This is a genomic window from Paenibacillus sp. FSL H7-0918, from assembly GCF_038007025.1.
Classification (GTDB): Bacteria; Bacillota; Bacilli; order Paenibacillales; family Paenibacillaceae; genus Paenibacillus_AQ; species Paenibacillus_AQ odorifer.
Genome location: NZ_JBBOWJ010000002.1, coordinates 48569 through 72722, shown reverse-complemented (window position 1 = coordinate 72722; position 24154 = coordinate 48569). Strand labels below are relative to the sequence as shown.

At 45.2% G+C, this 24154-nt stretch carries 18 protein-coding genes; 9 read left to right on the top strand and 9 right to left on the bottom strand.

The window, feature by feature from the left end:
- The first annotated feature begins 62 nt into the window (after positions 1 to 62).
- Positions 63 to 1280, top strand: a complete 1218-nt coding sequence (locus tag MHI15_RS14400; protein ID WP_036684431.1) for an aminotransferase-like domain-containing protein — start codon at positions 63 to 65, stop codon at positions 1278 to 1280.
- A 931-nt stretch (positions 1281 to 2211) separates the two neighbouring features.
- On the opposite strand, the gene MHI15_RS14395 is transcribed toward MHI15_RS14400, so the two are convergent.
- Positions 2212 to 3186 carry a DUF2161 family putative PD-(D/E)XK-type phosphodiesterase gene (locus MHI15_RS14395; RefSeq protein ID WP_341164536.1) on the bottom strand — a complete coding sequence of 325 codons (975 nt, stop codon included), beginning with the start codon at positions 3184 to 3186 and terminating at the stop codon, positions 2212 to 2214.
- A gap of 194 nt (positions 3187 to 3380) precedes the next feature.
- Here MHI15_RS14395 and MHI15_RS14390 point away from each other — a divergent pair, with 194 nt between their 5' ends.
- The 3 genes from MHI15_RS14390 to MHI15_RS14380 all read left to right on the top strand — a co-directional run bounded on the left by MHI15_RS14390 (position 3381) and on the right by MHI15_RS14380 (position 7544).
- Entirely contained in the window at positions 3381 to 5276 is a 1896-nt protein-coding gene (locus MHI15_RS14390) for a PrkA family serine protein kinase (protein WP_036684429.1), read from the top strand.
- Positions 5277 to 5830: 554 nt separating this feature from the next.
- Positions 5831 to 6757, top strand: a complete 927-nt coding sequence (locus MHI15_RS14385; protein WP_254857052.1) for an AraC family transcriptional regulator — start codon at positions 5831 to 5833, stop codon at positions 6755 to 6757.
- A 346-nt stretch (positions 6758 to 7103) separates the two neighbouring features.
- Positions 7104 to 7544: a GNAT family N-acetyltransferase gene (locus MHI15_RS14380; RefSeq protein ID WP_076184672.1), complete on the top strand. Its 441-nt coding sequence runs from the start codon at positions 7104 to 7106 to the stop codon at positions 7542 to 7544.
- 62 nt (positions 7545 to 7606) lie between these two features.
- Here the strand turns inward: MHI15_RS14380 and MHI15_RS14375 are convergent, their stop codons facing one another.
- From MHI15_RS14375 to MHI15_RS14365, 3 genes are all read right to left on the bottom strand, one after another.
- Positions 7607 to 8998 carry a SpoVR family protein gene (locus MHI15_RS14375; protein WP_341164535.1) on the bottom strand — a complete coding sequence of 464 codons (1392 nt, stop codon included), beginning with the start codon at positions 8996 to 8998 and terminating at the stop codon, positions 7607 to 7609.
- Between the two features lie 601 nt (positions 8999 to 9599).
- Complete coding sequence (locus tag MHI15_RS14370) at positions 9600 to 10613, bottom strand: bifunctional glycosyltransferase family 2/GtrA family protein (RefSeq protein WP_076301347.1); 1014 nt, start codon at positions 10611 to 10613, stop codon at positions 9600 to 9602.
- Positions 10610 to 11581: a phosphodiester glycosidase family protein gene (locus MHI15_RS14365; protein ID WP_076303870.1), complete on the bottom strand. Its 972-nt coding sequence runs from the start codon at positions 11579 to 11581 to the stop codon at positions 10610 to 10612. Before MHI15_RS14365 ends, MHI15_RS14370 begins: the two co-directional genes overlap by 4 nt.
- 158 nt (positions 11582 to 11739) lie before the next feature.
- On the opposite strand from MHI15_RS14365, the gene MHI15_RS14360 reads away from it, so the two are divergent.
- The 5 genes from MHI15_RS14360 to MHI15_RS14340 all read left to right on the top strand — a co-directional run bounded on the left by MHI15_RS14360 (position 11740) and on the right by MHI15_RS14340 (position 16961).
- Positions 11740 to 12456, top strand: coding sequence for a response regulator transcription factor (locus MHI15_RS14360; RefSeq protein ID WP_036684414.1), 717 nt, complete (start codon positions 11740 to 11742; stop codon positions 12454 to 12456).
- Entirely contained in the window at positions 12456 to 13391 is a 936-nt protein-coding gene (locus tag MHI15_RS14355) for a sensor histidine kinase (RefSeq protein WP_076195080.1), read from the top strand. The genes MHI15_RS14360 and MHI15_RS14355 overlap by 1 nt, the downstream gene beginning before the upstream one ends.
- 117 nt (positions 13392 to 13508) lie before the next feature.
- Positions 13509 to 14429, top strand: a complete 921-nt coding sequence (locus tag MHI15_RS14350) for an ABC transporter ATP-binding protein (protein WP_076126453.1) — start codon at positions 13509 to 13511, stop codon at positions 14427 to 14429.
- Positions 14422 to 15114 carry an ABC transporter permease gene (locus MHI15_RS14345; RefSeq protein WP_341164534.1) on the top strand — a complete coding sequence of 231 codons (693 nt, stop codon included), beginning with the start codon at positions 14422 to 14424 and terminating at the stop codon, positions 15112 to 15114. Before MHI15_RS14350 ends, MHI15_RS14345 begins: the two co-directional genes overlap by 8 nt.
- A 209-nt stretch (positions 15115 to 15323) precedes the next feature.
- Positions 15324 to 16961, top strand: a complete 1638-nt coding sequence (locus tag MHI15_RS14340; RefSeq protein WP_076279395.1) for an ATP-binding protein — start codon at positions 15324 to 15326, stop codon at positions 16959 to 16961.
- Positions 16962 to 17025: 64 nt separating this feature from the next.
- Here the strand turns inward: MHI15_RS14340 and MHI15_RS14335 are convergent, their stop codons facing one another.
- The 5 genes from MHI15_RS14335 to pgmB all read right to left on the bottom strand — a co-directional run bounded on the left by MHI15_RS14335 (position 17026) and on the right by pgmB (position 24103).
- Positions 17026 to 17877, bottom strand: a complete 852-nt coding sequence (locus tag MHI15_RS14335) for a DegV family protein (protein WP_076126458.1) — start codon at positions 17875 to 17877, stop codon at positions 17026 to 17028.
- A gap of 151 nt (positions 17878 to 18028) precedes the next feature.
- The gene (locus MHI15_RS14330) at positions 18029 to 18892 is read right to left on the bottom strand and encodes an AraC family transcriptional regulator (protein ID WP_175618914.1); all 864 of its coding nucleotides are present in this window, start codon (positions 18890 to 18892) and stop codon (positions 18029 to 18031) included.
- Between the two features lie 145 nt (positions 18893 to 19037).
- Complete coding sequence (locus MHI15_RS14325) at positions 19038 to 20720, bottom strand: glycoside hydrolase family 13 protein (protein WP_036684397.1); 1683 nt, start codon at positions 20718 to 20720, stop codon at positions 19038 to 19040.
- An 88-nt stretch (positions 20721 to 20808) separates the two neighbouring features.
- Positions 20809 to 23127, bottom strand: a complete 2319-nt coding sequence (locus MHI15_RS14320; RefSeq protein WP_341164533.1) for a glycoside hydrolase family 65 protein — start codon at positions 23125 to 23127, stop codon at positions 20809 to 20811.
- 319 nt (positions 23128 to 23446) lie between these two features.
- Positions 23447 to 24103 (bottom strand): beta-phosphoglucomutase, encoded by a 657-nt coding sequence (gene pgmB, locus MHI15_RS14315; protein WP_076279393.1) that lies wholly within the window; start codon positions 24101 to 24103, stop codon positions 23447 to 23449.
- Positions 24104 to 24154 lie beyond the last annotated feature (51 nt).

The following is a 24154-nucleotide window of genomic DNA, read 5'->3' as shown; positions in this document are numbered from 1 at the left end:
CCCATCCTTGGATGAGGATGACGAAGCCGTTTCTACTTGGTAACAGGGAAGGGGGATTTCGCATGATTTACGAATTTTCTGCTCGCGCACACACATTGTTGTCGTCATCGCTTCTTAGTATCCGCACCCAAACACGGAGAAGCTCCATGATATCGCTAGCTGAAGAATTACCAGCGGAAGAACTATTCCCATTGTCACTGCTTGCTGAAGCAGCATCTACGGTGATTTCAGCAGATGCGGGAGCACTGCAATATGGTGATCCTGCAGGGTACGGACCGCTTCGGGAGTGGCTTGCAGGGGATTGGCTTAAAGAAAAAGGGGTAAATGTTGTTGAAGGTGGAGTTCTGCTAACAACGGGTAGCCAGCAAGCCATTGATTTGTTGTCGCGGGTGTATATTGATCCAGGAGATCGTGTATTAGTAGAAAATCCGACCTCTCCAGGATTTTTGCAGACTCTTCGGATGCAGGGGGCCGTTATTATTCCTGTACAGGGTGATTTGGACGGGCTTGATCCGGAGCATTTGCGGAGCCAGATCGAGCTGCATAAGCCGAAAATGCTGTTCGCAACCCCTAGCTTTACCAATCCAAGCGGCATTTTATGGAGTTTGGAGAGACGCCGCGCAGTATTGGATTTATGTATCGCATATAACATCTTGATTGTGGAAGATGATTCTTATGGGGATTTGCACTTCCAGAAGCAGGGTGAACACAAGGCTAAAAGATATCCGTCTTTGTATGCACTGGAAAATATCAGCGATGGCGGACACGTGCTTTATATCGGTTCGTTCAGCAAGACCGTTGCGCCCGCGCTGCGGACGGGCTGGGCGGCAGGCAGCCGAGTCTTGATCAGAATGATGTCTGCGGCTAAGCAGATGGCCGATTGGCAGTCGAGCGCATTAAATCAGCGGCTGCTGCATCATTTATTGGATGTGTCTGCGTTTGATCTGCGTGAGCATATCGCGCAGCTGAATCGAGAGTATAACACCCGTCTGAAGCTTATGGTGGAACTGCTCAAGCGGCCTGCTTGGAAGGGCAGCTCCTATGACCTTCCATCAGGAGGCATGTTCCTGTGGGTCGCACCACCAGAGGGAATGGATGTTATGGCGTTGCTCAAATGTGCGCTAGGTAAGGGAGTGGCTTTTTTGCCAGGTCCGTTATGTAGTGTAGATGGAGTCAGCAATCACCTTCGCCTTAACTTTAGCCATCCCGGGCGGGATGAGCTGCTGCTTGGCATGAATCTGATGAGCGAAGCGGTTAAGGAGTTCACAGCACGGAGTTAGGTAGTGGAATGAAAGTTGTGAATGAAATGATTGAAATGATGAAAACACAACACAAGACACTTTTAGAGCTAAAACAAGGACAGAATTACAAGTCGGCAAGACGAAGTTCGTGATGTGAGATTAATTAGGGAAATCCTCCCTAAAAATGGTCGATTTGAACTCTAAAATGGACTGTTTAGGGAATTTCTCCCTAAAAAATCAAGGGATTCCCCGTTTTAGGGGTAAATCTGCGAAAATCAGGGAGGAATTCCCTAAAATGCGGTTTTTAGCGTGTGAATCGAAGAATATTGGGGAGGATTTCCCTAATAACTTAGTCTGCCCTTTTCGGAATGGTGTTTTTAAAACTTATTTTGCTTTGAATGATTTAGTATTAGTGGATGTTGAATGTAGTATAGGGTTCTAATGTGAATGATTCAGCAAGAGTAGCTTGTTAAAGTAAAAGTAGAGAAAATGGTAATTAGTAAATAGCGCTCGTGTTCGAAGATTGTAAATAAGTTAGTTAAGTACAGTTAAGTACAGTTAAGTAGAGCCGGATGAGGTACGCATGAGATATGAACGTGGTAAGAGTGAGATGCAAACGTGGTACGAATGAGTTACTAATGTGATGAAAATGATTTGCGAACGTGGGAAGAGCGAGTTACGCACGTGTAATACGAATGTGGTATGTATGAGATAGAGCGTGGTACGCTCCAGATACTAATATGTTAAGTGTAAGTTAAGAACATGGAATGCACAGAGATAGGATTTAAATAAGATTAGACATTCGAAAAAGCATCCCGTAGTTGGGATGCTTTTTGGCGTTATGTACACATGTTATGTGTGCATCAGAATAATAAGTTTAAAGTTTGAGTAAATGATTAGAACCGAGCTAAAAGAGTAAGACCCGACTAAAAAGAAATAATCGATAGAAGGACTGTCCAGGCTAGGTTAGCTAATTAATGGGATGATTGGTGTTATTGGTTACGCCGCTTGTTATCGCGGCATATTCCACCAGCGCCGCATGACCAGCTGGGGTCAGGGTGTAACGCCCACGGCTTACCCGGTGAAACCAGCCGTAGTAGTTGTTCTGAAGCATAGCGGCGGCGGTGGGTACGCCGCTACGCTTCCGCAGCTCGGCCGGAGTGATGCCGGCCGAGCGGGGAGCGCTTCCTGCGGCCAATACGGCCGCTGGAAGCGTGCTTGAGGCAGCGCTAGGGGCACCGCTTCGCGTGCCTGCCGCCGCTGCCTCCCGTGCTGCCGCGTCCCCGGCAGCACGGCTCTCCGGCGCTGAGCTCAGCGCCGGAACCTGTTCAGCGGTGCCCGCCGCTGAACGTTTGACAGCTGCGAGCGAAGCCTTCGCAGCTGCCTTCTCTGCAGCGGCGGCGGCGTCCGCCTCCGCTGCTTGCAGAGAAAGCGCGACACGCAGCGCTTTCTCGCGGTAGGCCGTCACGAGCTTGACGCGCGTGCTGCCGCCGGTGTTGTAGTCTCCGCTGCGCTCGCGGAACTCATAGAGCAGGCGTTCGCGCCGCCGCTTGTTGCTGCGCTGCGCAGGCGGCTTCTCGTCTGGCTCTACGAGCACCTCGACCAGCGGTGCTTTGGTCTTATAAAAGATAACAGTGATCAGCCCAAGACCGAGCCGGCGGCATAATCCGCTAAGCTCGCCCCAGCGCTGGTTCACCGCTCCTTTTTTATCACGGACACGTTCCACTGCGAGATAGACGGTGGGACTGAGCTTCAACCGTTCTACCCCTTGCAGCAGTAAGGCGAGATTGAATGATTTTTTCATCTCCACGATCAGAGGCTGATCAACGTCCTCCCGAATCCCCACCAAATCGCAGGTCCGAACCTCACCTTTGATGCTGTAACCCTGCTTTTCAAAAAAAATCTTCAAAGGAGCATATAGCTCCGTTTCATGTCGTACCGCCATCTTGTCACTCCCGTAGGCCTTTATTTTCGGGTTTCCCAATAAGGTTTTACAGCCATTTTCTGATTCTCTATTATAGCACAGTAAAAAAGAGGTCAACTATTCCGCGCTTGCCGCATAGGTATGTAATACACTTTTTAACGCTATAGGAGAGCAAGTAGAAGAGCAAGTAGGAGCGCAAGAGGAGGCAGCGAGCAATGGACATTTTTGAGCGTATAGCTTCGTATCGGGCTGAGAACGACCGGTTGGCGTGGAGCGGCACCTTCAAGCAGTATATAGAACTGTTGAGAAAAGACCCCTCTCCCGCAAAAACCGCTCACTCCCGCGTTTATGACATGATTAAGTCGCACGGCGTAGAGGACATAAACGGACGCAAACGGTATAAGTTTTTTGAACAGGAGATTTTTGGACTTGATCGTGCAGTCGAAAAGTTGGTCGAGGAATATTTTCACTCTGCAGCACGTCGGCTTGATGTTCGCAAACGGATTTTGTTATTGATGGGACCTGTCAGTGGTGGGAAATCGACCCTGGTCACGCTGCTTAAACGTGGTTTGGAACAGTACTCGCGGACAGATGCGGGTGCGGTATACGCAATAGAAGGCTGCCCGATGCATGAGGACCCGCTGCATTTGATCCCGCTGGAGCTCCGTCCGGAGATTGAGAAGGAACTTGGTGTACGTATTGAGGGCAACTTGTGCCCATCCTGCCAGATGCGTCTAAGAAATGATTATGCTGGTGACATTGAGCAGGTTAAGGTGACGCGTGTTATTTTGTCAGAAGAAGAGCGGGTAGGGATTGGTACTTTTAGTCCCTCTGATCCGAAGTCTCAGGATATCGCCGATTTGACAGGAAGTATTGATTTTTCGACCATTACTGAATTTGGTTCGGAATCTGATCCGCGTGCCTACCGTTTTGATGGGGAGTTGAACAAAGCTAACCGTGGGCTGATGGAATTTCAGGAAATGCTCAAATGCGACGAAAAGTTTTTATGGAACCTGCTGTCACTGACGCAAGAAGGCAATTTCAAGGCTGGCCGCTTCGCGTTGATAAGTGCGGACGAAATGATAATTGCTCATACAAATGAAACCGAGTATAAGTCGTTTATTTCTAATAAAAAGAATGAAGCGCTCCAATCCCGTATGATTGTTATGCCTGTTCCGTATAACCTCAGAGTTTCGGAAGAGGAAAAAATCTACGCGAAGCTGATCGCCCAGAGTGATATGAGTCATGTGCATATTGCACCACATGCGCTGCGTGCCGCCGCTATTTTTTCTATCCTAACCCGTCTTAAAGAAAGCAAAAAACAAGGTATGGATCTGATCAAAAAGCTACGGATGTACGATGGCGAAGAGGTCGAAGGCTATAAAGAGGCCGATCTTAAAGAGATGCAAACGGAGTATTTAGATGAGGGCATGTCCGGAATTGATCCGCGTTATGTTATCAACCGCATTTCCAGCGCTCTGATCAAAGGAGATCTGCAGTGCATGAACGCACTGGATGTCCTGCGGGCGATAAAGGATGGCCTGGATCAGCATCCGTCGATTACAAAAGAGGAGCGGGAGCGTTATTTGAACTTCATCTCCATTGCCCGCAAGGAATATGATATTTTAGCGAAAAGTGAAGTACAAAAGGCATTTGTCTACTCCTTTGAGGAATCTGCGAAGACACTTTTCGAGAATTATCTAGATAATATCGAAGCTTTCTGCAACTGGTCGAAAATTCGTGATCCGCTGACGGATGAGGAAATGGAGCCGGATGAGCGGTTAATGCGTTCGATTGAAGAGCAAATTGGAATCTCTGAGAATGCAAAAAAAGCGTTCCGTGAAGAGATCCTGATCCGGATTTCCGCGTATTCACGCAAAGGGAAGAAATTCGAGTACAACAACCACGACCGCCTGCGTGAAGCGATTGAGAAAAAGCTGTTCACAGACCTCAAAGATATTGTCAAAATCACCACCTCGTCCAAAACACCTGATGAAAGTCAGCTCAAACGAATTAACGAGGTATGCGCCAGACTTATTGATGGACATCACTACTGCCCAATTTGCGCCAACGAGCTGCTGAAATACGTGGGAAGTCTGCTTAACCGTTAAAAAAGAGTTCATTTATGCGGGGTGTTCCAAAAGCCATGAAAATGGCTGTGGAGCACTCTTTTTTTGCCCTCCCATGTTGTATTTTCTTCCTTTTACCCTCCTAATGTTAATCTAAACGCCGCAACCCGTCTGACTAATTTGGCTGTTGTGCGTAAGAAGTTGCTAAAGGACACAGGTGACCCTAAACGTAGATTTTGAGCATATTTCGCAGGCTATCGGACCCCATGGTCGCTATTAGCAGGAAAAACCCTAAATATGAGCCGTTTTTGACTAATAGCTGCACTGGAGTCCGAAACTCCGCTCAAAAGGCGATATTTTTGCAATTAACGTCATCTGGGTCCTTTAGTCAGTCGTTGGGAGCAACAGAACTGAAGAGTAAGTAGTTACGTGGATCCAGCGTTGTCTACTTCGAGGCTTACCCAAAATGATGGTGACTAAGAATACGCAGAGTTATGATCCTTTTGTAAATGGAGGATCACTGCTCTGTTTTTTTATACAGGCAATAATGCAGCTCAGCAAAACAGGAACAGTCCATCTCCAGCGCAGTTGATATAATGAAATCACCGTACGGGGAAAGGCTGGTGCTGCACTTGAATTACAGTAAAGATATAGAAAAATGTATTGAATATATAGAAGCTCATATCAAAGAAAATATAACGGTGGAAGAAATAGCGACGGAGGTCGGATATTCGGTGTATCATTTTTGCCGAGTGTTTAGCTTGTGCAAAGAAATGTCTGTGATGGAGTATGTGCGGAGCCGAAAATTATCCTTAGCCTCAATTGAATTATTTGCTGGAAAAAAGATCATTGATATTGCGCTGGACTATGGTTTTGAAACACAAAGTGGCTTTACTAAAGCTTTTCGCAAAACCTTTGGTTATAGTCCGACACAATATGCAGCGCGGATGGATGGGTTTAGTAAAGGAAATTCAATATTTGATATCGGAGGTTATATTATGAATCCTGTTTTTGTTCGTAAGCCTGCTTTTAAGGTGGCAGGTTATGGTATCCAAACTAATGTTGCGGGTAGTATGTACACTAAGGATATTGCTTCTTTTTGGAGCCATTATGAGGGTGAAAACCTGGAGTCCAAAATGTATAAAATACTAAACCCGCCTAAACACGGAGAAGTTGGTTTATGTATTCCGTCTTCAGATAACGGTAATGCCACCTATCTTTTGGGTGTTATTGTTGAGGACTACTCCAAGGTAGAAGCTGATATGTTGACGATGGATGTCCCAGAAGCCGAATATGCCGTGTTTACAACACCTCCAGTGGATACTTCAACGGATACAGAGCAAATAGAGTTTGCCCAAGTCATAAAAAGCAGCTGGAAGTACATCTTCGAAGAGTGGTTTAAGGACAGTGGTTACGTTTATGACGAGACTAAGCTGGATTTTGAGTTTTACGATGAGCGCTGCCATTCGCGGCCAGATACAGTGATGGAGATTTACGTTCCTGTGAAAAAGTTGACTGAATAGTCGATAAGGGCAAAGACCGCGCGGTGATAATTGTAATTTCAGAAATGTTTGGACTTTTGGTCGCTGACAAAGGCGAACGCTACGCGCCTACATTTTCAAACTTCCTTACGTTACGTTCACCTGAGCATTTGCCATGTGCAGTTATTAAGTTGATATGAGGGTGTCGATGGAGGTCCGCAACGTGTTACCGCTGTGGGTCTCCTTTTTTAGGAACTCTCATATGGAAACCAATGATAATTTTGGGGTGTTTTTTTATCTAATCAGTTTATGTTTGACGAGTATGATCTTCCGTAGTGTAATAGAGTCAATAAGTAAGGTAATTCGAAAATAACAGGGAGTGAAGCAGATGATTAGAGAAGCGAGAGCTGATGACTGGAAAGACATAGCGGAATTATTAGAACAGTTGGGATATCCGGATACAGAAGTGTTCATGCAAGAAAAAATAGAAAAGCTAATCCTACATCCGGACGAGGAATTATTGGTTTTTGAGGAAGATGATCAAGTGGTAGCTTGTATTTCCATGCATTACATACCCCAATTAGGTCTGGTAGGAGAGACTGCAATTATAAGTTATCTTGTGGTGAGCAATGCCATTAGGAGCAAAGGTATTGGACGAAAGCTTGAGGAGTATTGCGCTGATTTAGCTAGAAAAAGAAACTGTGATAAAATTCAGGTTCATTGTCATTCCAGAAGAACTGATGCGCATAGATTTTATGCCCGGCAAGGATTTGTTGAGGCTCCAAAATATTTCTCGAAGTCGTTAAAAGAATCTGAATCCTCATTTTAGTCATAGCAAAAAGCGGCAGACCAGGGTGTTAATACCCATCTAGGTCTGCCGCTTTTTTTAGTTTAAATAAACTTCCGCTGCACCTTTTTGCCATCGTATGAAAAACGCGCCTTTTTGTCTTCCACAACCGTCTGTAGATGAACCGTCCGCCCCCATAAAGAGTAGATGTGAGGGAGTGTGCGCTCCAGATACTTCAGATCCAGCTCGATGCTTTCATAGCGATGAGTTATAAATAATTCACCATTCTTCTCGAAGTCTGCGTCCTCAATGACCAAGTAAGGAGACCCGCCATTGACCCGGGCGAGCACCAGTTGATCTCGTACATTTTCCCATGCTTTATCGGTGATTTTCCATTCGGGGCCTTTTTTCTCAAAAACATAAAGATCGAGGTCGTTCACCAATTCCTTCGACAGATAGCTGCGGATAAAGGAGGTATCGGATTCCAACTCACGTACTTCAAAGATTTTCTCACGGTCCCAGCGGCGTTCGATGTCTTCAAAGATTTTCAGCCCCAGATAGTAAGGATTCAGGCTTTGCCGTGAGGGCTGCACGACGGATGAATTTAGTTTTGCGTATTCCACTGTTTCCTCTTCGGTCAGATCTAGTTCGCGAACGATGCGCTGATGCCAGTAGGAAGCCCAGCCTTCGTTCATGATCTTCGTCTCCATCTGCGGCCAGAAGTAGAGCATTTCGTCATGGAGCATCGTCATGATATCGCGTTGCCAATCCTCCAAAACAGTAGAATATTGCTGGATAAACCAGACCATATCTTTTTCTGGCTCAGGGGGGAAAGCACGGTTTCCAGAGGGTGCTTCCTGTGGCCCAGTATTGCTTTTATCTAAATTCCATAATTCGTCATAAGGATTGGATGATTTCGTGCCGCCTGGAGGGGCATCTTTAAGCTCCTTCATCTTAGCTTCCAGTAGGTGAGTTTTGCCCAGCTTGCGTGGCTGGATCAGACTGGGGTCTATATGCTCCTGGATAGCCAGCACTGAATCGATGAAGCTCTCCACAGCATCAGTACCGTAGGTTACAGAATAACCGGCAATCCGATCTGCTGTAGCTGACATACTCTCGACCATATCTCGGTTGGACATGGAGAAACGCATATTATTTTTGAAAAAATCACAGTGCGCTAGCACATGGGCAACGATCAGCTTATTCTGAATCAGTGAATTTCCATCCAGCAGGAAGGCATAACAAGGGTTGGAGTTAATAACGAGCTCGTATATTTTGCTCAGTCCGAAATCGTATTGGGATTTCATTTTATGAAAGGTTTTTCCAAAACTCCAGTGTCCAAATCGTGTAGGCATTCCATAAGCGCCGAATGTATAAATAATATCTGCGGGGCATATTTCATAACGCATGGGATAAAAATCTAAACCGAAGTCAGTGGCTATTTCCGTAATCTCGGCAATGGCCCGCTCTAGCGCATTAATTTCTTCGCTTGGCATGAATCTTTCTCTCCCTCCAGCTTGGGCTTATGCTGCAACCTATTCTGACAAGGCTGCAAAGGTTCCGCGACAATGTCCGGGACTGTTCCATTTAAGTATATGGGAGAGAAGATGAGTGTATGACGTTCTGAATTTCTGAGTGAAGATAATGTGATTTTGTATACATTATTGGAAGGAAGCACTAGCTTTTTTGTATGCGAATTCTATCAACGGTATCCTTCTCGGTGAATTCGGACTCAGATGACGTTATTTGCAAATTTCCAGCCTTTTGAGCAGGGTTTCGGACCCCACAGACGCTATCCCACAGAAAGAGGCTCATATGTGGTGTCTTTCTTACCAATAGCGGCTATGGGGTCCGTTAGCATACCAAAAGTGGAATAATACTGCGATTAGTGTCATCTGTGTCCGATAGGTGCCCAATAGGTACCCGATAGAAGCTCCATATGTGTTCGAAAAGTATTCCATAGGTACCCATAGTACTCCACAAGTATCCGATTAGTACTCCACAAGTGTCCAATTAGTACTCCACAAATTCCCAATTGCTCACCACACGAGCATAAGCAGTTCAGAGAACGTAACCTTCCCCATAGTTCCCAAACCCTCAGTACACAAACCTCCGTTGCGCCCAATAGCTGAATAGGAAGATTGAAGCCTCGGTCAGTAGCTTGGCGGCGACAAGCGGAATAATCAGCTTTTCATTATAGAAATAGAGTAGCCCATAGTTGAACAACAATACGAGGATCACCAGCGCAAAATATTTGGGAAGCGATGCCTGAATCTTGGAGCGTTTGCCGCCCGTGAAGACATATTTTCGGTTCATAGAATAGTTGAAGACAGAGCTGCACAATCTCGCGGCCGCGACGGACAGGAATAGGTTATGGCTGAGCCTTTGAAACAGGAATAAGAGTGTGAAGTCGAGCAGGGCTGACAGCAGCGAAGAAGTGCTGAACATCAGTATCGGCAGATAAATCCGGAAGGAGTCCATCAGAGGCCGGAAATGGGATGATTTATTATCGTCCAGATAGACGGTATCGATGTACTCTTCCGTAATGGTGTACCCCTCTTTATGGGCAGTCAGCAGCATGTTCATTTCATATTCAAACCGTTCGCCGGGAATCTGGCATAGCCAATCAAGCATTGATAGGGGGTAGCCGCGCAGCCCAGTTTGTGTATCATAAATCTTAGTACCTGTAGTTAAGGAAAAGACCGTCCGGGTTACAGAGTTGCCGAAGCGGCTGCGCAGAGGAATGGTTCCGGTGAACCGGCGGCTGCCGAGTACGATTCCCGGAGTAGTCTGGTTCCGCAGAGATTCAACGATCCGGTTAATATCATAAGGCAGATGTTGGCCGTCGCTATCCGCGCAGACTACATAATCCGGCAGACCGGCCTCCTGAATATACTGGAACCCTGTCTTCAGAGCACGTCCTTTTCCGAGGTTGACTTCATGGGTTAGGACAGTGCAGCCGAATGCTTCGGCCATATCGAAGATTCCACGGTAGTGCGGGCCGCTGCCGTCATCCACAAGAACAATAGGTTCAAGCTGGAAATTATACAGCTGTAAAATCAAATCGAGCAGTCGTTCATCGGGCTCATAGGCTGGGATCAGTATAGTCATGATGTTGCACCCTCCTTGATATAAAGAATGTCGCTGACGCCCCGCTCCTTGTTTTTGCCCTGCGGATTATTTACGACCCGTCCCATGAAGTACATAGTGGATGAACCACCGCCGTCCAGATTGTAGGCTTCTGTGGCGCCAAGGTCGGACATTACATCAGCTAGCTCAGTAAGGGTCATCCCACGGCTGTACCCTTCATTGCGCCCGTCAACTACGACAAACACATAATGGTTTGGTGCGATCATACCCACTGCGGTGCGGGGATTCGCGTTCTGGATGGAATGGTTGCCGAAGTTGGTATCGATTTTGACATTGCTGAAATCACTGGCAATCTCCCCGTCCTGAATCAGAATCGGACCAAAGGAAAGGGTATCGGTGGTCCCTTGCGCCAGCAGTTCAGAGGAAGAAATCTCTTCCTCGTTATAGGTTTGCATTGTCCCATCATCGAACAGCGCCATTGCATCCCGCACAGGATCATCACGATACACCGTGCCGTTACGGATTATCACTCCGTCATTGCGGAAGCCATAGTAATCACCATTGATGGCAAAAATCGCATGGTTCGCGGAAGCAATGTCCGAGGTATCCTCAGTGATGTTTGTTCCAAAGCTGTTGTCGGCAAAAGCAGTGCGCAGACTGCTCGCTTCCTTGAGGACGATATCAGCGACAAAATAAGTGATCTGGTCTGAACCGGAACCGGTCTGCACTTGGTCGATCTGGATCTGAATATCATCGCTGGAGTAATTCCAGTCGTCAGAGGTTGCGTTAACTTCGGCAGTTGTAACGGCTGTAGCTCCTGAGCTGCTTGTTGTAGCTGCATCATCCGCAACTACGACTTCGACATGTTCGATTAAGTAACGATCTGCCAGACTATATATCACTGTGCCGAGAAGCAGGAGGACAATGATCATCACGATCAGCAGCTTTCGTTTGAAGCTCCAGGCTTGCTTACTTCTCTTGTTCAACATTGAAGCATCACCTCATTTTGTAAGTTGTTAAGGCCATAATACCTGGGCTACCTTTAATGAAACTGAAATAAAAGCTGAAATAAAAACCGAAATAGTAAGAGCTCCGGGAAATTGGTATAATTTAACGAAGAGGTTTTCGACTACGGGGAGGTTTGGACATGCCACAGCGTGTGCTGCTGATTGAGGACGACGAAGCAATCAGTGAAATGGTCAGGTCTTATTTGGTAAAAGAAGGTTATGAGATTGAAGCTGTATTTGACGGTGAAGTAGCGGAGAGAACATTTCGGACCGGTGGTCCATTTGATCTTGTACTGTTAGACCTTATGCTGCCGAAGCGTAGCGGGACTGACATTCTTCAGACTATTCGTGCGGGGAGTCTGGTTCCAGTGTTGATCATGTCCGCTAAAGACAGTGATGTAGATAAAGCGCTTGGGTTAGGCTTTGGGGCGGATGATTATATTACGAAGCCCTTTTCTATGATTGAGCTAGCGGCTAGGGTGAAGGCAGCGATCCGTCGTGCAGGTTATGCATCTCCCAGTATCCAAGTGGAAGATCAAGCTCCGGTGAAGCAAATGATCTCCATTGGCCGATTGACTGTAGATTTAGATAACTTCTCTGCGTTGAAGAACGGGGAAGAAGTAAAGCTAACGTCGAAGGAATTTCATATTCTTAAGCTGTTTGTGACGCATCCGGGCCGAGTATTTACCAAAGCGCAGATTTATGCGAGCGTATGGGAGGATGATTATTTCGGGGATGAGAACGTCATTAATGTACATATGAGAAGATTGCGTGAAAAAATAGAAGACGATCCCTCCCATCCCGAATACATTAAGACGTTATGGGGCATCGGGTATAAGCTGGGAGAACAGCTATAATGATTGCGGTGCTAGGTGTTGTCATTGTGCTCTTACTCGCCGTCATTGTGTGGCAATATCAGAATTCGCGTAAAGCTTCTAATGATTTGCGATATATGCATGACAAGTTAAGCAGCATTATGGAGGAAGGCTCACATGAAAGATTGCTGCTGTTCAGCGGTAATTTGGAGCTGCAAAGCGTGCTGATTGACCTGAACCGGCTGCTGGATATCAATCATAAAGGAAGCATTGAGCGCGTAAGGCTGGAGAAATCCATGCGTAATATGCTGTCTAATATTTCTCATGATCTTAAGACTCCGCTAACGGTTGTGCTTGGTTATATTGAGACCATTCAACAGGATGAGCATTTGCCGGCCGGGGAACGGGAACGAATGATGAAGATGATTCATCAAAAAGCCAATGAAGTGATCCAGCTGATGAACAAGTTTTTTGATTTGTCCAAGCTGGAATCAGGGGATCGGGAAATTGCGCTTTCACGAGTTGAGGCAGGTGAAGTATGCAGACGCAACATCCTTTCTTTCTATGATATCCTCAGCGCTAAGGGCAGTGAGGTGGAGATTGAGATTCCGGATGAGGCTGTTTACTTCATGGGAAATGAAGAGGCTCTTGATCGAATATTGTCCAATCTGTTGTCGAACGCAATTTCTTATGGCGACGCTGGGAGCGTATTAGGATTAAAGCTCTATAGTGATGAGAACAAAGTATACATAGAGGTGTGGGACCGGGGAAAAGGCATCAGTGAAGTACACCAGGATAAAGTATTTGAGCGTCTGTATACGCTGGAAGACTCAAGAAATCGGGCTTATCAAGGCAGCGGTCTAGGTCTGACGATCACCAAAAGATTAACGGAGCAAATGAATGGAACGATTACACTGGTTAGTCAGCCGTATGTGAGAACGGTGTTTACCCTTACTTTTCGCAGATTACGCTTCTAAGGAATAGAATTGTGCGCAGCTTAAGATTTTCGTAAGAAACGAGTAATAAAAAAGAAAATTCTGCTGTGTACAATAAGAACTAAGGAAGACGAGACGAAAACAAAGGGGAGCGCGGAATTGACTACAATACTTCGGACAAGAAATTTAACGAAAACCTATCAAGGTAAAGAAGTCGTCAGCAATGTGAATATGAATATTAAGCAAGGTGAAATTTACGGGTTTCTTGGACCCAATGGTGCTGGCAAAACTACCGTGATGAAAATGGTCACGAACCTCGTTAAACCTACGAGTGGAGAAATTGAATTTTTTAATGAAAAAATGACTGAGCATTCTTACGAAATGCTGAAGCGGATGGGCTGCATCATTGAATATCCAGTGTTTTATGATAAATTGACAGCCAAAGAAAATCTGATTTTGCACGGAGAGTACATGGGCTATTATGATCCGCAAGCGATTGGTGAAGCGCTGGAGCTGGTAAAGCTCACAGGTGTCGATAAAAAGCCGGTGAAGCAATTTTCACTTGGGATGAAGCAACGTCTGGGTATTGCCAGAGCCTTCATGACGAAACCTGAGCTGCTCATTTTGGATGAGCCGATTAATGGGCTAGATCCTGTGGGAATCAAGGAGATGCGTGAAGTGTTCCGGATGCTTAGCCGTGAATATGGAATGACGTTACTTGTATCTAGTCATATTCTGGGGGAAATAGAGCAGATTGCTGATACGATCGGTGTGATCCGGCAGGGTGCTCTGGTAGAAGAAGTGGCGATGGATTCCATTCGTGGCCAAAATACTGAATATATCGAAGTGGTTACGAATGAGATTAATAAAGCAGTGTATGTGTTGGAGCATAAGCTTGGGCTTAATAATTTCAAAGTGCTGGACCATATTACAGTTAGAATATATGACGGTGGAATCTCACAACGTGATCTGAATAAGGCGTTAGTGCTAGCAGATGTGGAAATTGAAAGTATCAGCAAAAAACAACATACGCTGGAAGATCATTTTCTGCAATTGATTGGGGGTGAAGGCATTGCTTAAATTAATATCTTTGGAAATTCGGAAGAATAAGCTAAAAACGCTTCTTACAGGTGTAGCAATCGTCAATCTTGCGATTCTTGCGTTTATGATTATGGTTTTATTCGTTGATCAAAATGAGAGCGAACCGTCATTTGCTTCTTATGCAGAGTTGTTTGAGGGCGTGTTCGTTTTTGTAAAGGCTGCTTATATTATTTTCGCTTCGGTTATTATTAGCAAGCTGGTGATTGATGAGTATAAGAACAACACCATTACTCTTCTCTTCATGTATCCTATCTCACGTAAAAAGCTGATGACTGCGAAAATATTGATAGTGTTCGCCTTCACATTTGTTGCCATAATCGTGGCAGACATTGTAGTCGGCGCTATCCTAATAGGATTCAATTCCTTTGCAGGGCTTATTCCGGGTGAACTGACCCTTCATGTAATCACTTCAGAGCTGATTAAGTTAGGCGCAAACGCTTTTTACGCAGCGGGTATTGCTCTAATCCCATTGTACTTTGGAATGAAGAAAAAATCGGTCCCTGCCACCATCGTCTCAGCTGTGTTAGTTACCTCCTTAATTTCTGGGGGATTTGATCAAGCTCGCTTAGGTAATTTAGCGGCGGTGTCGATCTCACTTGGATTGCTAGGAGCAGGTATTGCCTATATGGCTATTCGCAACATTGAACATAAAGATATAGCCTAATAGATTCGGAATTCACCCCCTTTTATAACCCTTTTGTAACGATGAAAAAGCATCGTGATTGGGGTTATAAAGGGGGGATTTGACGTTTATCTACGACTGATTTCCGTAATTTTGATATAATAGATATGAAATATATTTTAAATTTTAGATGAACATTGCTCGTTTAGGGGTAATGATAATGGATGAGAGAGCCTGAGGGGATGTGAACTGTGGATAAAGACTGGACGTCCATTCTGAGACGGTTGCTTTCGGAAGAGAGCGCTTATAAATCGTTATATGACCAACATCCTGATTTGATATTCGTTCTGGATAGACAAGGTCGCTGCGTAGGAACCAACCGAACTTTTCATCTAGGCTTGAGCGCAGAAGCGAAGTTGCAAAATACAAGTCCGATATCAGCAAAGAGAAAAAATCTTGGCAATATTGCTAGTTTTGAGGCTGCTCTGCAGGGGAACTCCTCAAGCTTTGAGCTACAAGATTTAGAGAATCCCAAAAAAGGCTCGGATTGCGTAGGCGTTAAACTTTTACCCATCAGAACGGAAGAAGGGATCGCCGGGGTATTCGCGATTACCCAAGTGGCTAACGGAAGCGCTCTTTTACATGCGGAATTGTTACAAGACTGGCTAGATGAATTAGCGGACACCTTAGATACTGAATTACCTATCACGGGCGAAGTGGAGATAAGCTCCAAAGATAGCTCAATAGTAGCTGTGAAGGATCAACAATCGAGCCTCATTCTGAATTCCGTCTCCGCGGGAATCTTTGTGCTGGATACAACGGGGCGTGCTCTATTTATTAACCGTGAGGCAGCGGATATGTTAGGCTACCAACCAACAGAATTGATGGGTCTGAAGCTTATGGATTATATCCATCATATCCAAGGTGATGGTTCGCGTTATTCGACACCTGATTGCCAGATTAGTCTTACGATAGAGGATGGAGTCATCCGCAAGAAAGATGATGAGATCTTCTGGCGTAAGGATGGCACCAGTTTTTTTGTTAATTATCGGGTAGCACCTCTTATTGATGAAGGGCTGATCGCAGGTGCGGTTATTGCCTTCAGTGATATTACGAATGAGCGAGAAATCATTCGTGCGAAAGAATCAGCAGAGCAGGCAGCGCAAGCCAAATCTGATTTCTTAATGATGATGAGCCATGAAATTCGGACGCCGATGAACGGGATGATCGGAATGGCTGATCTATTGTTGGATACTGAACTTGGAGAAGAGCAGCGAGGTTATGCCGAGATTTTACGCAGCAGTAGTTATACGTTATTACAGATCTTGAATGATATTCTTGATTTCAGCAAAATGGAAGCAGGTAAAATGTCACTGCAATCCGAGAAGTTTGATCTCCGCGAGATGATCTCAGACGTCATTGATTTATTTGCACCGAAAGCGGAAGAGAAGAAGCTGGCATTACGTTGGTGGATGGATACTAGCGTTCCAACCATAATCATTGCTGATCCGATCCGCTTGCGGCAGATTGTCGTGAATCTGGTAGGCAATGCGCTGAAATTCACGGAACGTGGGAGCGTGACCCTATCGGTGAAGAACATTCCACTATCTGATGAACAAGAATTTTTGTTGGAATTTTCAGTGCGGGATACAGGTGTAGGAATTGCCGGTAACAAACTCAATCTATTGTTTCAATCTTTCTCACAGCTGCATCCGTCCATAAACCGTAAATATGGAGGCACAGGCTTGGGACTGGCGATTTGCAAGCAGCTTGTGGAGCTGATGGGTGGGACGATCTTTGTAGAAAGTGAAGAGAATCACGGTTCTACGTTTCGTTTTATGTTGCCTTGCAGAGCAGAAGATATAGAGCTGGAAGTAACTTCAAACTAGGGGGGTTACACACAAATCTCCGGTCCATTTGCTTAAGAAGCAATGGCCGGAGATTTGTGTGTTATTAGTCCTGAAGCATATACATGAGACCTACAGTATGCGGCCCACAATGGCTGCCAATTACACAACCCGCATGGAGGATTGCTATTTCATTAACTTGAGTTTTCTCTCGTAGTGCTGCCTCCAGATAGAGCGCATCTTCTTCCGCCAAGGTATGGACCACGATGAGCAACTCATTATCCATTCGATCGACATGAACCAAAGCGTTCTGGAGCATTTGTTCCACAGCTTTTTCTTTTTTGCCACGGATTTTGCTGGTAGGTATGATGCTTCCATCTACCAGTCTAAGAACAGGACGGATTTTGAGCAGACTACCGATGAAGTTCTGCATGCCTGAACAGCGTCCACCCATATATAAGTAATCTAGCGTATCCACAACGAATTCAGTTTCCACAAGGCTGCGGCTGTGCTCCAGCATGGCTGCAATCTCTACGGCAGAGTGGCCCTTTTCAGCAGCTCTGACAGCCTTCATAACAAGGAGGGCAATGCCTCCGCACAAGGTTTGTGAATCTATAACCTGTACGCGTCCCTCAGGAAATTCCCCGGCAGCCAAAAGTGCATTCTGATATGTAGAGGATAGTGAGGAGGAGAGACTGATATATACAATATCTTGTCCGCTGCTAATCACGGGTTGAAATGCAGCAATGAAATCTGCTGGCGAAGGTGCTGCCGTTTTCGGCAATACTCCACTAGCGGCTACACGGCGATACACTTCCTCGGGTGTAATATCTTCACCATCTTTGTAGGTACCTTCTTCAAATACAACATAAAGAGGAACGATGCCGATGTCATAAGTATCCTTCCAGTTTTGAGGTAAATCGGAAGTGCTGTCTGAAAATATTTTTACAGTAGACATGAAATTCTCCTTCACCGATAATTCGGATGACAATAATCATTATAGAACTACATAATCTATTTATTATACCAAGACTATGCCAATTCTCAAAATGAAATAGTAGGCAATCACAAGAAAAAAGACTATCGGGATTTCGATAGTCTTTTTAGTTCTATTCTTTTTTCGTAACAGGGATCCATATCTCACAGCGATAGTCCTCTGCGTCTGGTCTCCCTGGAAGATATAGCTCAAACTCAGGTCCGCCTGTGTGCTCGTAGCCTGTGGAAGGGAACCACTCCTGGAAAATGCGTGCCCATACCTGCTGGATCGCATCAGGCATCGGCCCTACTGAGGTGAACACAGCCCAACTTGCAGCTGGAATTGTTGTAGAAGCAAAGCCCTGTGCATCAGTCTCTGGAGTAGCTTCGACAGCGATCCAATAGGAGAAGGTTTCTTTATCATGGTTCATGTCAGAGCAGATGCCTAATAAATCCTTATCTTCACCGAGCTCAATCAGCTTATCTGACGTACCATTTTCATTAGCTTCTATCCACAACTGAGGGATGCGGCGCAGATTCTCCCCATCCTTCGTTGTCATTTCCTCTACTAGTCCGATAACATTAAAAGCGTCTCTTTTCTCAATTCTGTAGTCCATTTCTTTATCTCCCTTCAGTGATAGATGGAAGGAGAGTCTAGGGAAAGCCTTGAGCTGTACCCCTGACTCCCGCGCAGCAGAAGGAGTAATTCCATGTGCCTTGCGGAATGCTTTGGCAAACGACTCGGGCGAGTCATATCCGTATTTCAGTGCAACATCCAGCACTTTAACTTTAGAAATAGCAAGCTCCTGTGCAGCCAGAGTTAATCTGCGCTTACGGATATAGTCTTTAATAGATACTCCGGTAAGCATATTGAACATGCGCTGGAAATGAAAGGGGGAGGAGTAAGCAACCTTGGCGATTTCTTCAATGGTCACAGATTCCTCCATCTTGCTCTCCATATAATCTAAAGCTTCTTTCATGCGGATAAGCCATTCCAAGTCCGTCATCTCCCTTTAAGTTCATACTATCAGGCTGCATTTGCAAAATCCTGTTATTCCGTGCTCTCTAATGACAGGTAGCAGGCAGAAGGATAATCTCATAAAAAATCATCCTAAATAGTATAACTCAGGAAGATAGACAAAGTTAGTCTTTCAATCGATACACTCTTGCTTCATAAGGTCGTAATAATTCCCGTGTGGGTGCATCATCAGGGTAATTTCCAATAATAAGTTCCGTAGCCTTACTTAGCTCTGCGGAAAGATCAACAGTCTGTGGAACCTCATTGAAATTGAGCAGCACCAGCCACTTCTCGTCATCCAGAGTACGCGTATAGGCATAAATATCCTCATGCTCTGGCAAAAGTAGCTTGTATTCGCCATAAGCCATGATCGGATTTTTTTTGCGCAAAGCAAGCAGCCTTTGGTAATAATAGAAGATGGAATCCGAATCCGCCAGGGCCTGCTCCACGTTAATTTCCTTGTAGTTCGGATTAACTTTGAGCCACGGCTCCCCTTCAGTAAAGCCGGCATTCGCAGAATCATCCCATTGCATCGGAGTACGCGCATTATCACGGCCTTTGATATGAATAGCGTTTAGCACGCTGTTAGGATCAGCGCCGCCTTCGGTAACCTTTTCGCGATACATATTGAGGATTTCAATGTCTTTATAATGTTCAATGGCTGTGAACTTTACATTAGTCATCCCGATTTCTTCGCCTTGATAAATATAGGGCGTTCCTTTCAGCGTGTGCAGTAAGGTAGCGAGCATTTTGGCAGAGATCACACGATACTTACCGTCATCCCCGAATCTTGAGACCATACGTGGCTGGTCATGATTGTTAAGATAAAGACTATTCCAACCCTTATCCGCCAGACCCACTTGCCATTTATGAAGAATATCGCGCAGCTTCGACAACGTCCACGGGGCTACGTCCCATTTGCCGTCAGGACCCGAGTCCACATCCATATGCTCGAACTGGAATACCATTTGCAGCTCTTTGCGTTCCTCGTCCGTGTAAAGGATGGCATCTTCAACTGTAGCGCCAGGGGTTTCGCCGACAGTCATAATGTTATAGTTGGATAACACTTTGTCATTCATTTCATGTAAAAACTCATGAACACGTGGTCCATTCATATAATATTCGCCACCCCAAGCAAGTTCCCCGGGAGCAAGGCCGTCTCTATGAGAGGAAGGGAGACCTTCCACTTTGGAAATCATATTGATTACATCCATTCGTAGACCATCCACACCCTTGTCGAGCCAGAAGGTGATCATCTTGTATAACTCCTCACGCAGCTGCGGATTCTCCCAGTTGAGATCCGGTTGCTTGCGCGAAAACAGATGCAGATAGTATTCACCAGTGGTTTCATCCAGTTCCCAAGCCGGGCCGCTGAATACAGAACTCCAATTGTTGGGGCGCTCACCATCTGGTCCACCCGGACGCCAAATGTAGTAATCGCGATATGGATTATCTTTTGAAGAACGGGATTCTACGAACCAAGGATGCTCATCTGAGGAATGATTGATTACAAGGTCCATCATCAGTTTTATGCCACGGGCGTGCAATCCAGTCAGTAATTCTTCCCAATCCTGCAATGTGCCGAACTCATCCATAATATCTTGATAATCGCTGATGTCATAACCGTTATCGTCATTTGGTGATTTATATACAGGTGACAGCCAAACTACGTCGACACCTAGCTTTTGCAAATAATCCAGACGTGAAATGATTCCTTGCAGATCTCCAATCCCGTCACCATTGCTATCTTGAAAGCTGCGGGGATAGATTTGGTAGACAACGGCTTCTTTCCAAAAGGTTCTGTTCATTCAAAATCACTCCTTATATAAGTTATCTTCCTAAAAAATAAAGAGACCCCAAAAGCATTAAGCTTCAAGGGTCTCTTGGGTGTAAGTTTTATACTGTGACGGAATTGCTATCAGCAGTGATGCTGCTTAGTCCGTTTACGGTATATTCTTTGTCGTAGATAGTAATAGAAGCAGGGATATCAGTTTCATTCGTAACAGTAACTTGTGCATCCGTAACGCTTACTTTCAGACGGGAGCCGCGGAACATGATTTTAAAAGAGTAAGCGGTCCAGTGACCTGGGTTAGATGGGCTCAGTGTCAGTCTGCCGTCATGCACGCGGAGTCCGCCGAAACCATGTACGATTGACATCCAAGTACCAGCCATGCTAGTGCTGTGCAAGCCGTCTTCTGTATCATTGTTATAGTTATCAAGATCCAGTCTTGAAGTACGCAAGTACATTTCATAGGCCTTATCCTTATATCCCAGCTCACTGGCTAGAATGGAGTGGATACAAGGGGAAAGGGAGGACTCATGAACAGTGATCGGTTCATAAAAGTCGAAGTTACGTTTTTTGGTATCGAGATCGTAACGGTCACCCAGGAAATATAATCCCTGCAGAACGTCTGCTTGTTTAATGAAGCAAGAACGCAGGATACGGTCCCATGACCATTTTTGGTTAAGTGGCAGATGCTCACGTTCCAGATCTTTGACTTGAATGATCTCTTTGTCCAGGAAGCCATCTTGTTGTAAGAAGATACCCAGCTCTTCATCCGCAGGATAATACATCTTAGCAATGATGTCTTTCCATTTTGTAGTTTCGCTCTCTTGCAGCCCTAGTTTGTCAACTAGCTCAGCATAACGAGTAGGCTCATTTTCTTGCAAGTATGCCAGTGCTTCCATGGTATATTCCATAGTCCACGAAGCCATACGGTTCGTATACCAGTTATTATTAACGTTATTCTCATATTCATTCGGGCCCGTTACGCCGAGCATTACGTATTTGTCTTTGCGTGATGCATAGTGAACACGTTCTTCCCAGAAGCGGGAGATTTCCACGAGAACCTCAAGGCCATATTGTCCCAGATAAGCTTTGTCTCCGGTGTAGTTCACATAGTTGTAAATAGCGTAGGCAATGGCACCATTCCGGTGAATTTCTTCAAATGTAATTTCCCACTCGTTGTGGCACTCTTCACCGTTCATAGTAACCATTGGGTATAGCGCACCTTTTTTGAATCCAAGCTTACGGGCATTTTCTTTAGCTTTCTCTAAGTGCTTGTAACGGTAGATCAACAAATTGCGGGCAATGGAGGAGTCCGCCGTACTGAGATAGAAGGGAACGCAATACGCCTCTGTATCCCAGTAAGTGCTGCCGCCGTATTTTTCACCGGTAAAGCCTTTCGGGCCAATGTTCAGGCGGTCATCTTCACCATTATAGGTTTGATTGAGTTGGAAAATATTAAAGCGAATCGCTTGCTGAGCCGAAACGTCACCTTCAATGATGATATCGCTTTCTTTCCATTTTTCTCTCCAAGCTTCAATTTGTTCGGTCAAAAGAGTTACAAATCCGGCTTCCTTAGCAGCTTGCAGAGCAGTTTGGGCGGCGTCGACCAATTGTCCCAGACCGTGATTCCGAGAAGTAACATTGGCTACATATTTATAAATGACGATTTGATTGCCCGCTTGTGCGGTTACGTCCAGTTTGCTGGCTACATATTTCTCTTGTTCGATCGCTTCTGCTTCGGCAGTTACCTTCTCACCATTGACAAGGATATCAAAATCCATAGCAGAGGTGACATGGAAGTCGAGTTTCTTAGTCTTAAGAGTGAGATGTCCATGATCAGGTCCCGCTTGTTTCTCAACTTCATTCCAGAATTTCTCGTCATAGTTGGAATCCTTGTTCTTCACATCACCATCAAGATAAGGAGTAATCGTAATCTTGCCTGAGAAATTAACAGGAATGATGGAATAGCGAATCGCGCCGATTTCTTGACGAGTCATGCTTACGAACCGGATACTTTCTACTTTAACTTCCTTACCATCTTCGAGAGTGGCAGTGAAGCTACGGGAGAGCGTTCCTTCTTTCATATTAAGTACACGGCGGAATTCGGAAACGGTGCACTTTGCCAGATCAAGGGGGATACCCTCGATATCAATGTTAATACCGATCCAGTTCGTGCTGTTAAGTACTTTGGCAAAATATTCAGGATAGCCGTTTTTCCACCAGCCGACACGTGTTTTGTCAGGGTAGTAGACGCCCGCCATGTAGCTGCCTTGCAGGCTGTTGCCGCTATATTGCTCTTCGAAATTGGCCCGGCCACCCATAAATCCGTTACCAAGACTAAATACGCTTTCAGAAATTTCTTGCGTCTGTGGATCAAAGGATTCCTCAATAATGGACCATTCATCAATTGTTAAATATTGTTTCACGATAACCGCTCCTTTAAATATGTTAGGGGGATATATAAAATGAACAAATCTTTTGTTAAACTTCCGGTGATATAAAAGTGACTGCGATGAATCTTTGGACTTTCGATCGCTGTTATAATCAGATTTCTATATTTAAACCACATTTTGCGGATGAAATCTGATTATAAAGGCGAACGCTATGCTTCTACAGTTCCAAAATTCCTCTCCGTCACTTCATCACCAGAAAGTTAACGATTAATTATTAGTTCATTTAATCTCTGGTAGGAATGTCCATAACAACTCAAATCAGTACTATTTGAGTTCATTATGTTCACTATATTTATGCAAAAGATTCTTTGAGCATGGACACACTCATATGAGCGAGCGATGGAACCACAATATTCGCTGCACTGAGGGTTTCCGGCGAACCAATGCCAACACTGAACATACCGGCCCGGGTAGCGGCCTCAATTCCCGCTTCTGCATCTTCGAAGACTACACAATGTTCAGGTGCGGCATCCAGTGCTTTGGCTCCTAACAGGAACACTTCCGGATCTGGTTTAGCAGCACTAGTATGAGTTCCATCGATGATTGCATCAAAGTAAGGGGTTAATCCGGTATTATTCAAGATCGTCATAGCGTTTTTACTGGCAGAACCGAGAGCGACTTTGATGCCATTCGTACGGCACTCTTTTAGGAAATCAAGCGCACCTGGCAGAATCTCAGAACTGTCCATTTTCGCAATATATTCGACATAACGATTATTTTTCTGTTCCGCAAGCTTAGCTTTCTCTTCTTCAGCAATCGTTAGTCCACCGATTTCCAGCAAAATATTTAGTGAAGCCGTTCTGCTGACTCCCTTAAGGCGTTCGTTATCTTGTTCTGTGAAAAGAAACCCCAGTCCATCTGCAAGCTCTTTCCAAGCGATATAATGGTATTTGGCTGTATCGACGATTACTCCGTCCAAGTCGAACAAGCAGGCTTTAATTTCCGACATTGTAGTACCTCCTAAAAGTTTTGACAGCGTCGTGATCCAGCGGATGCCGTA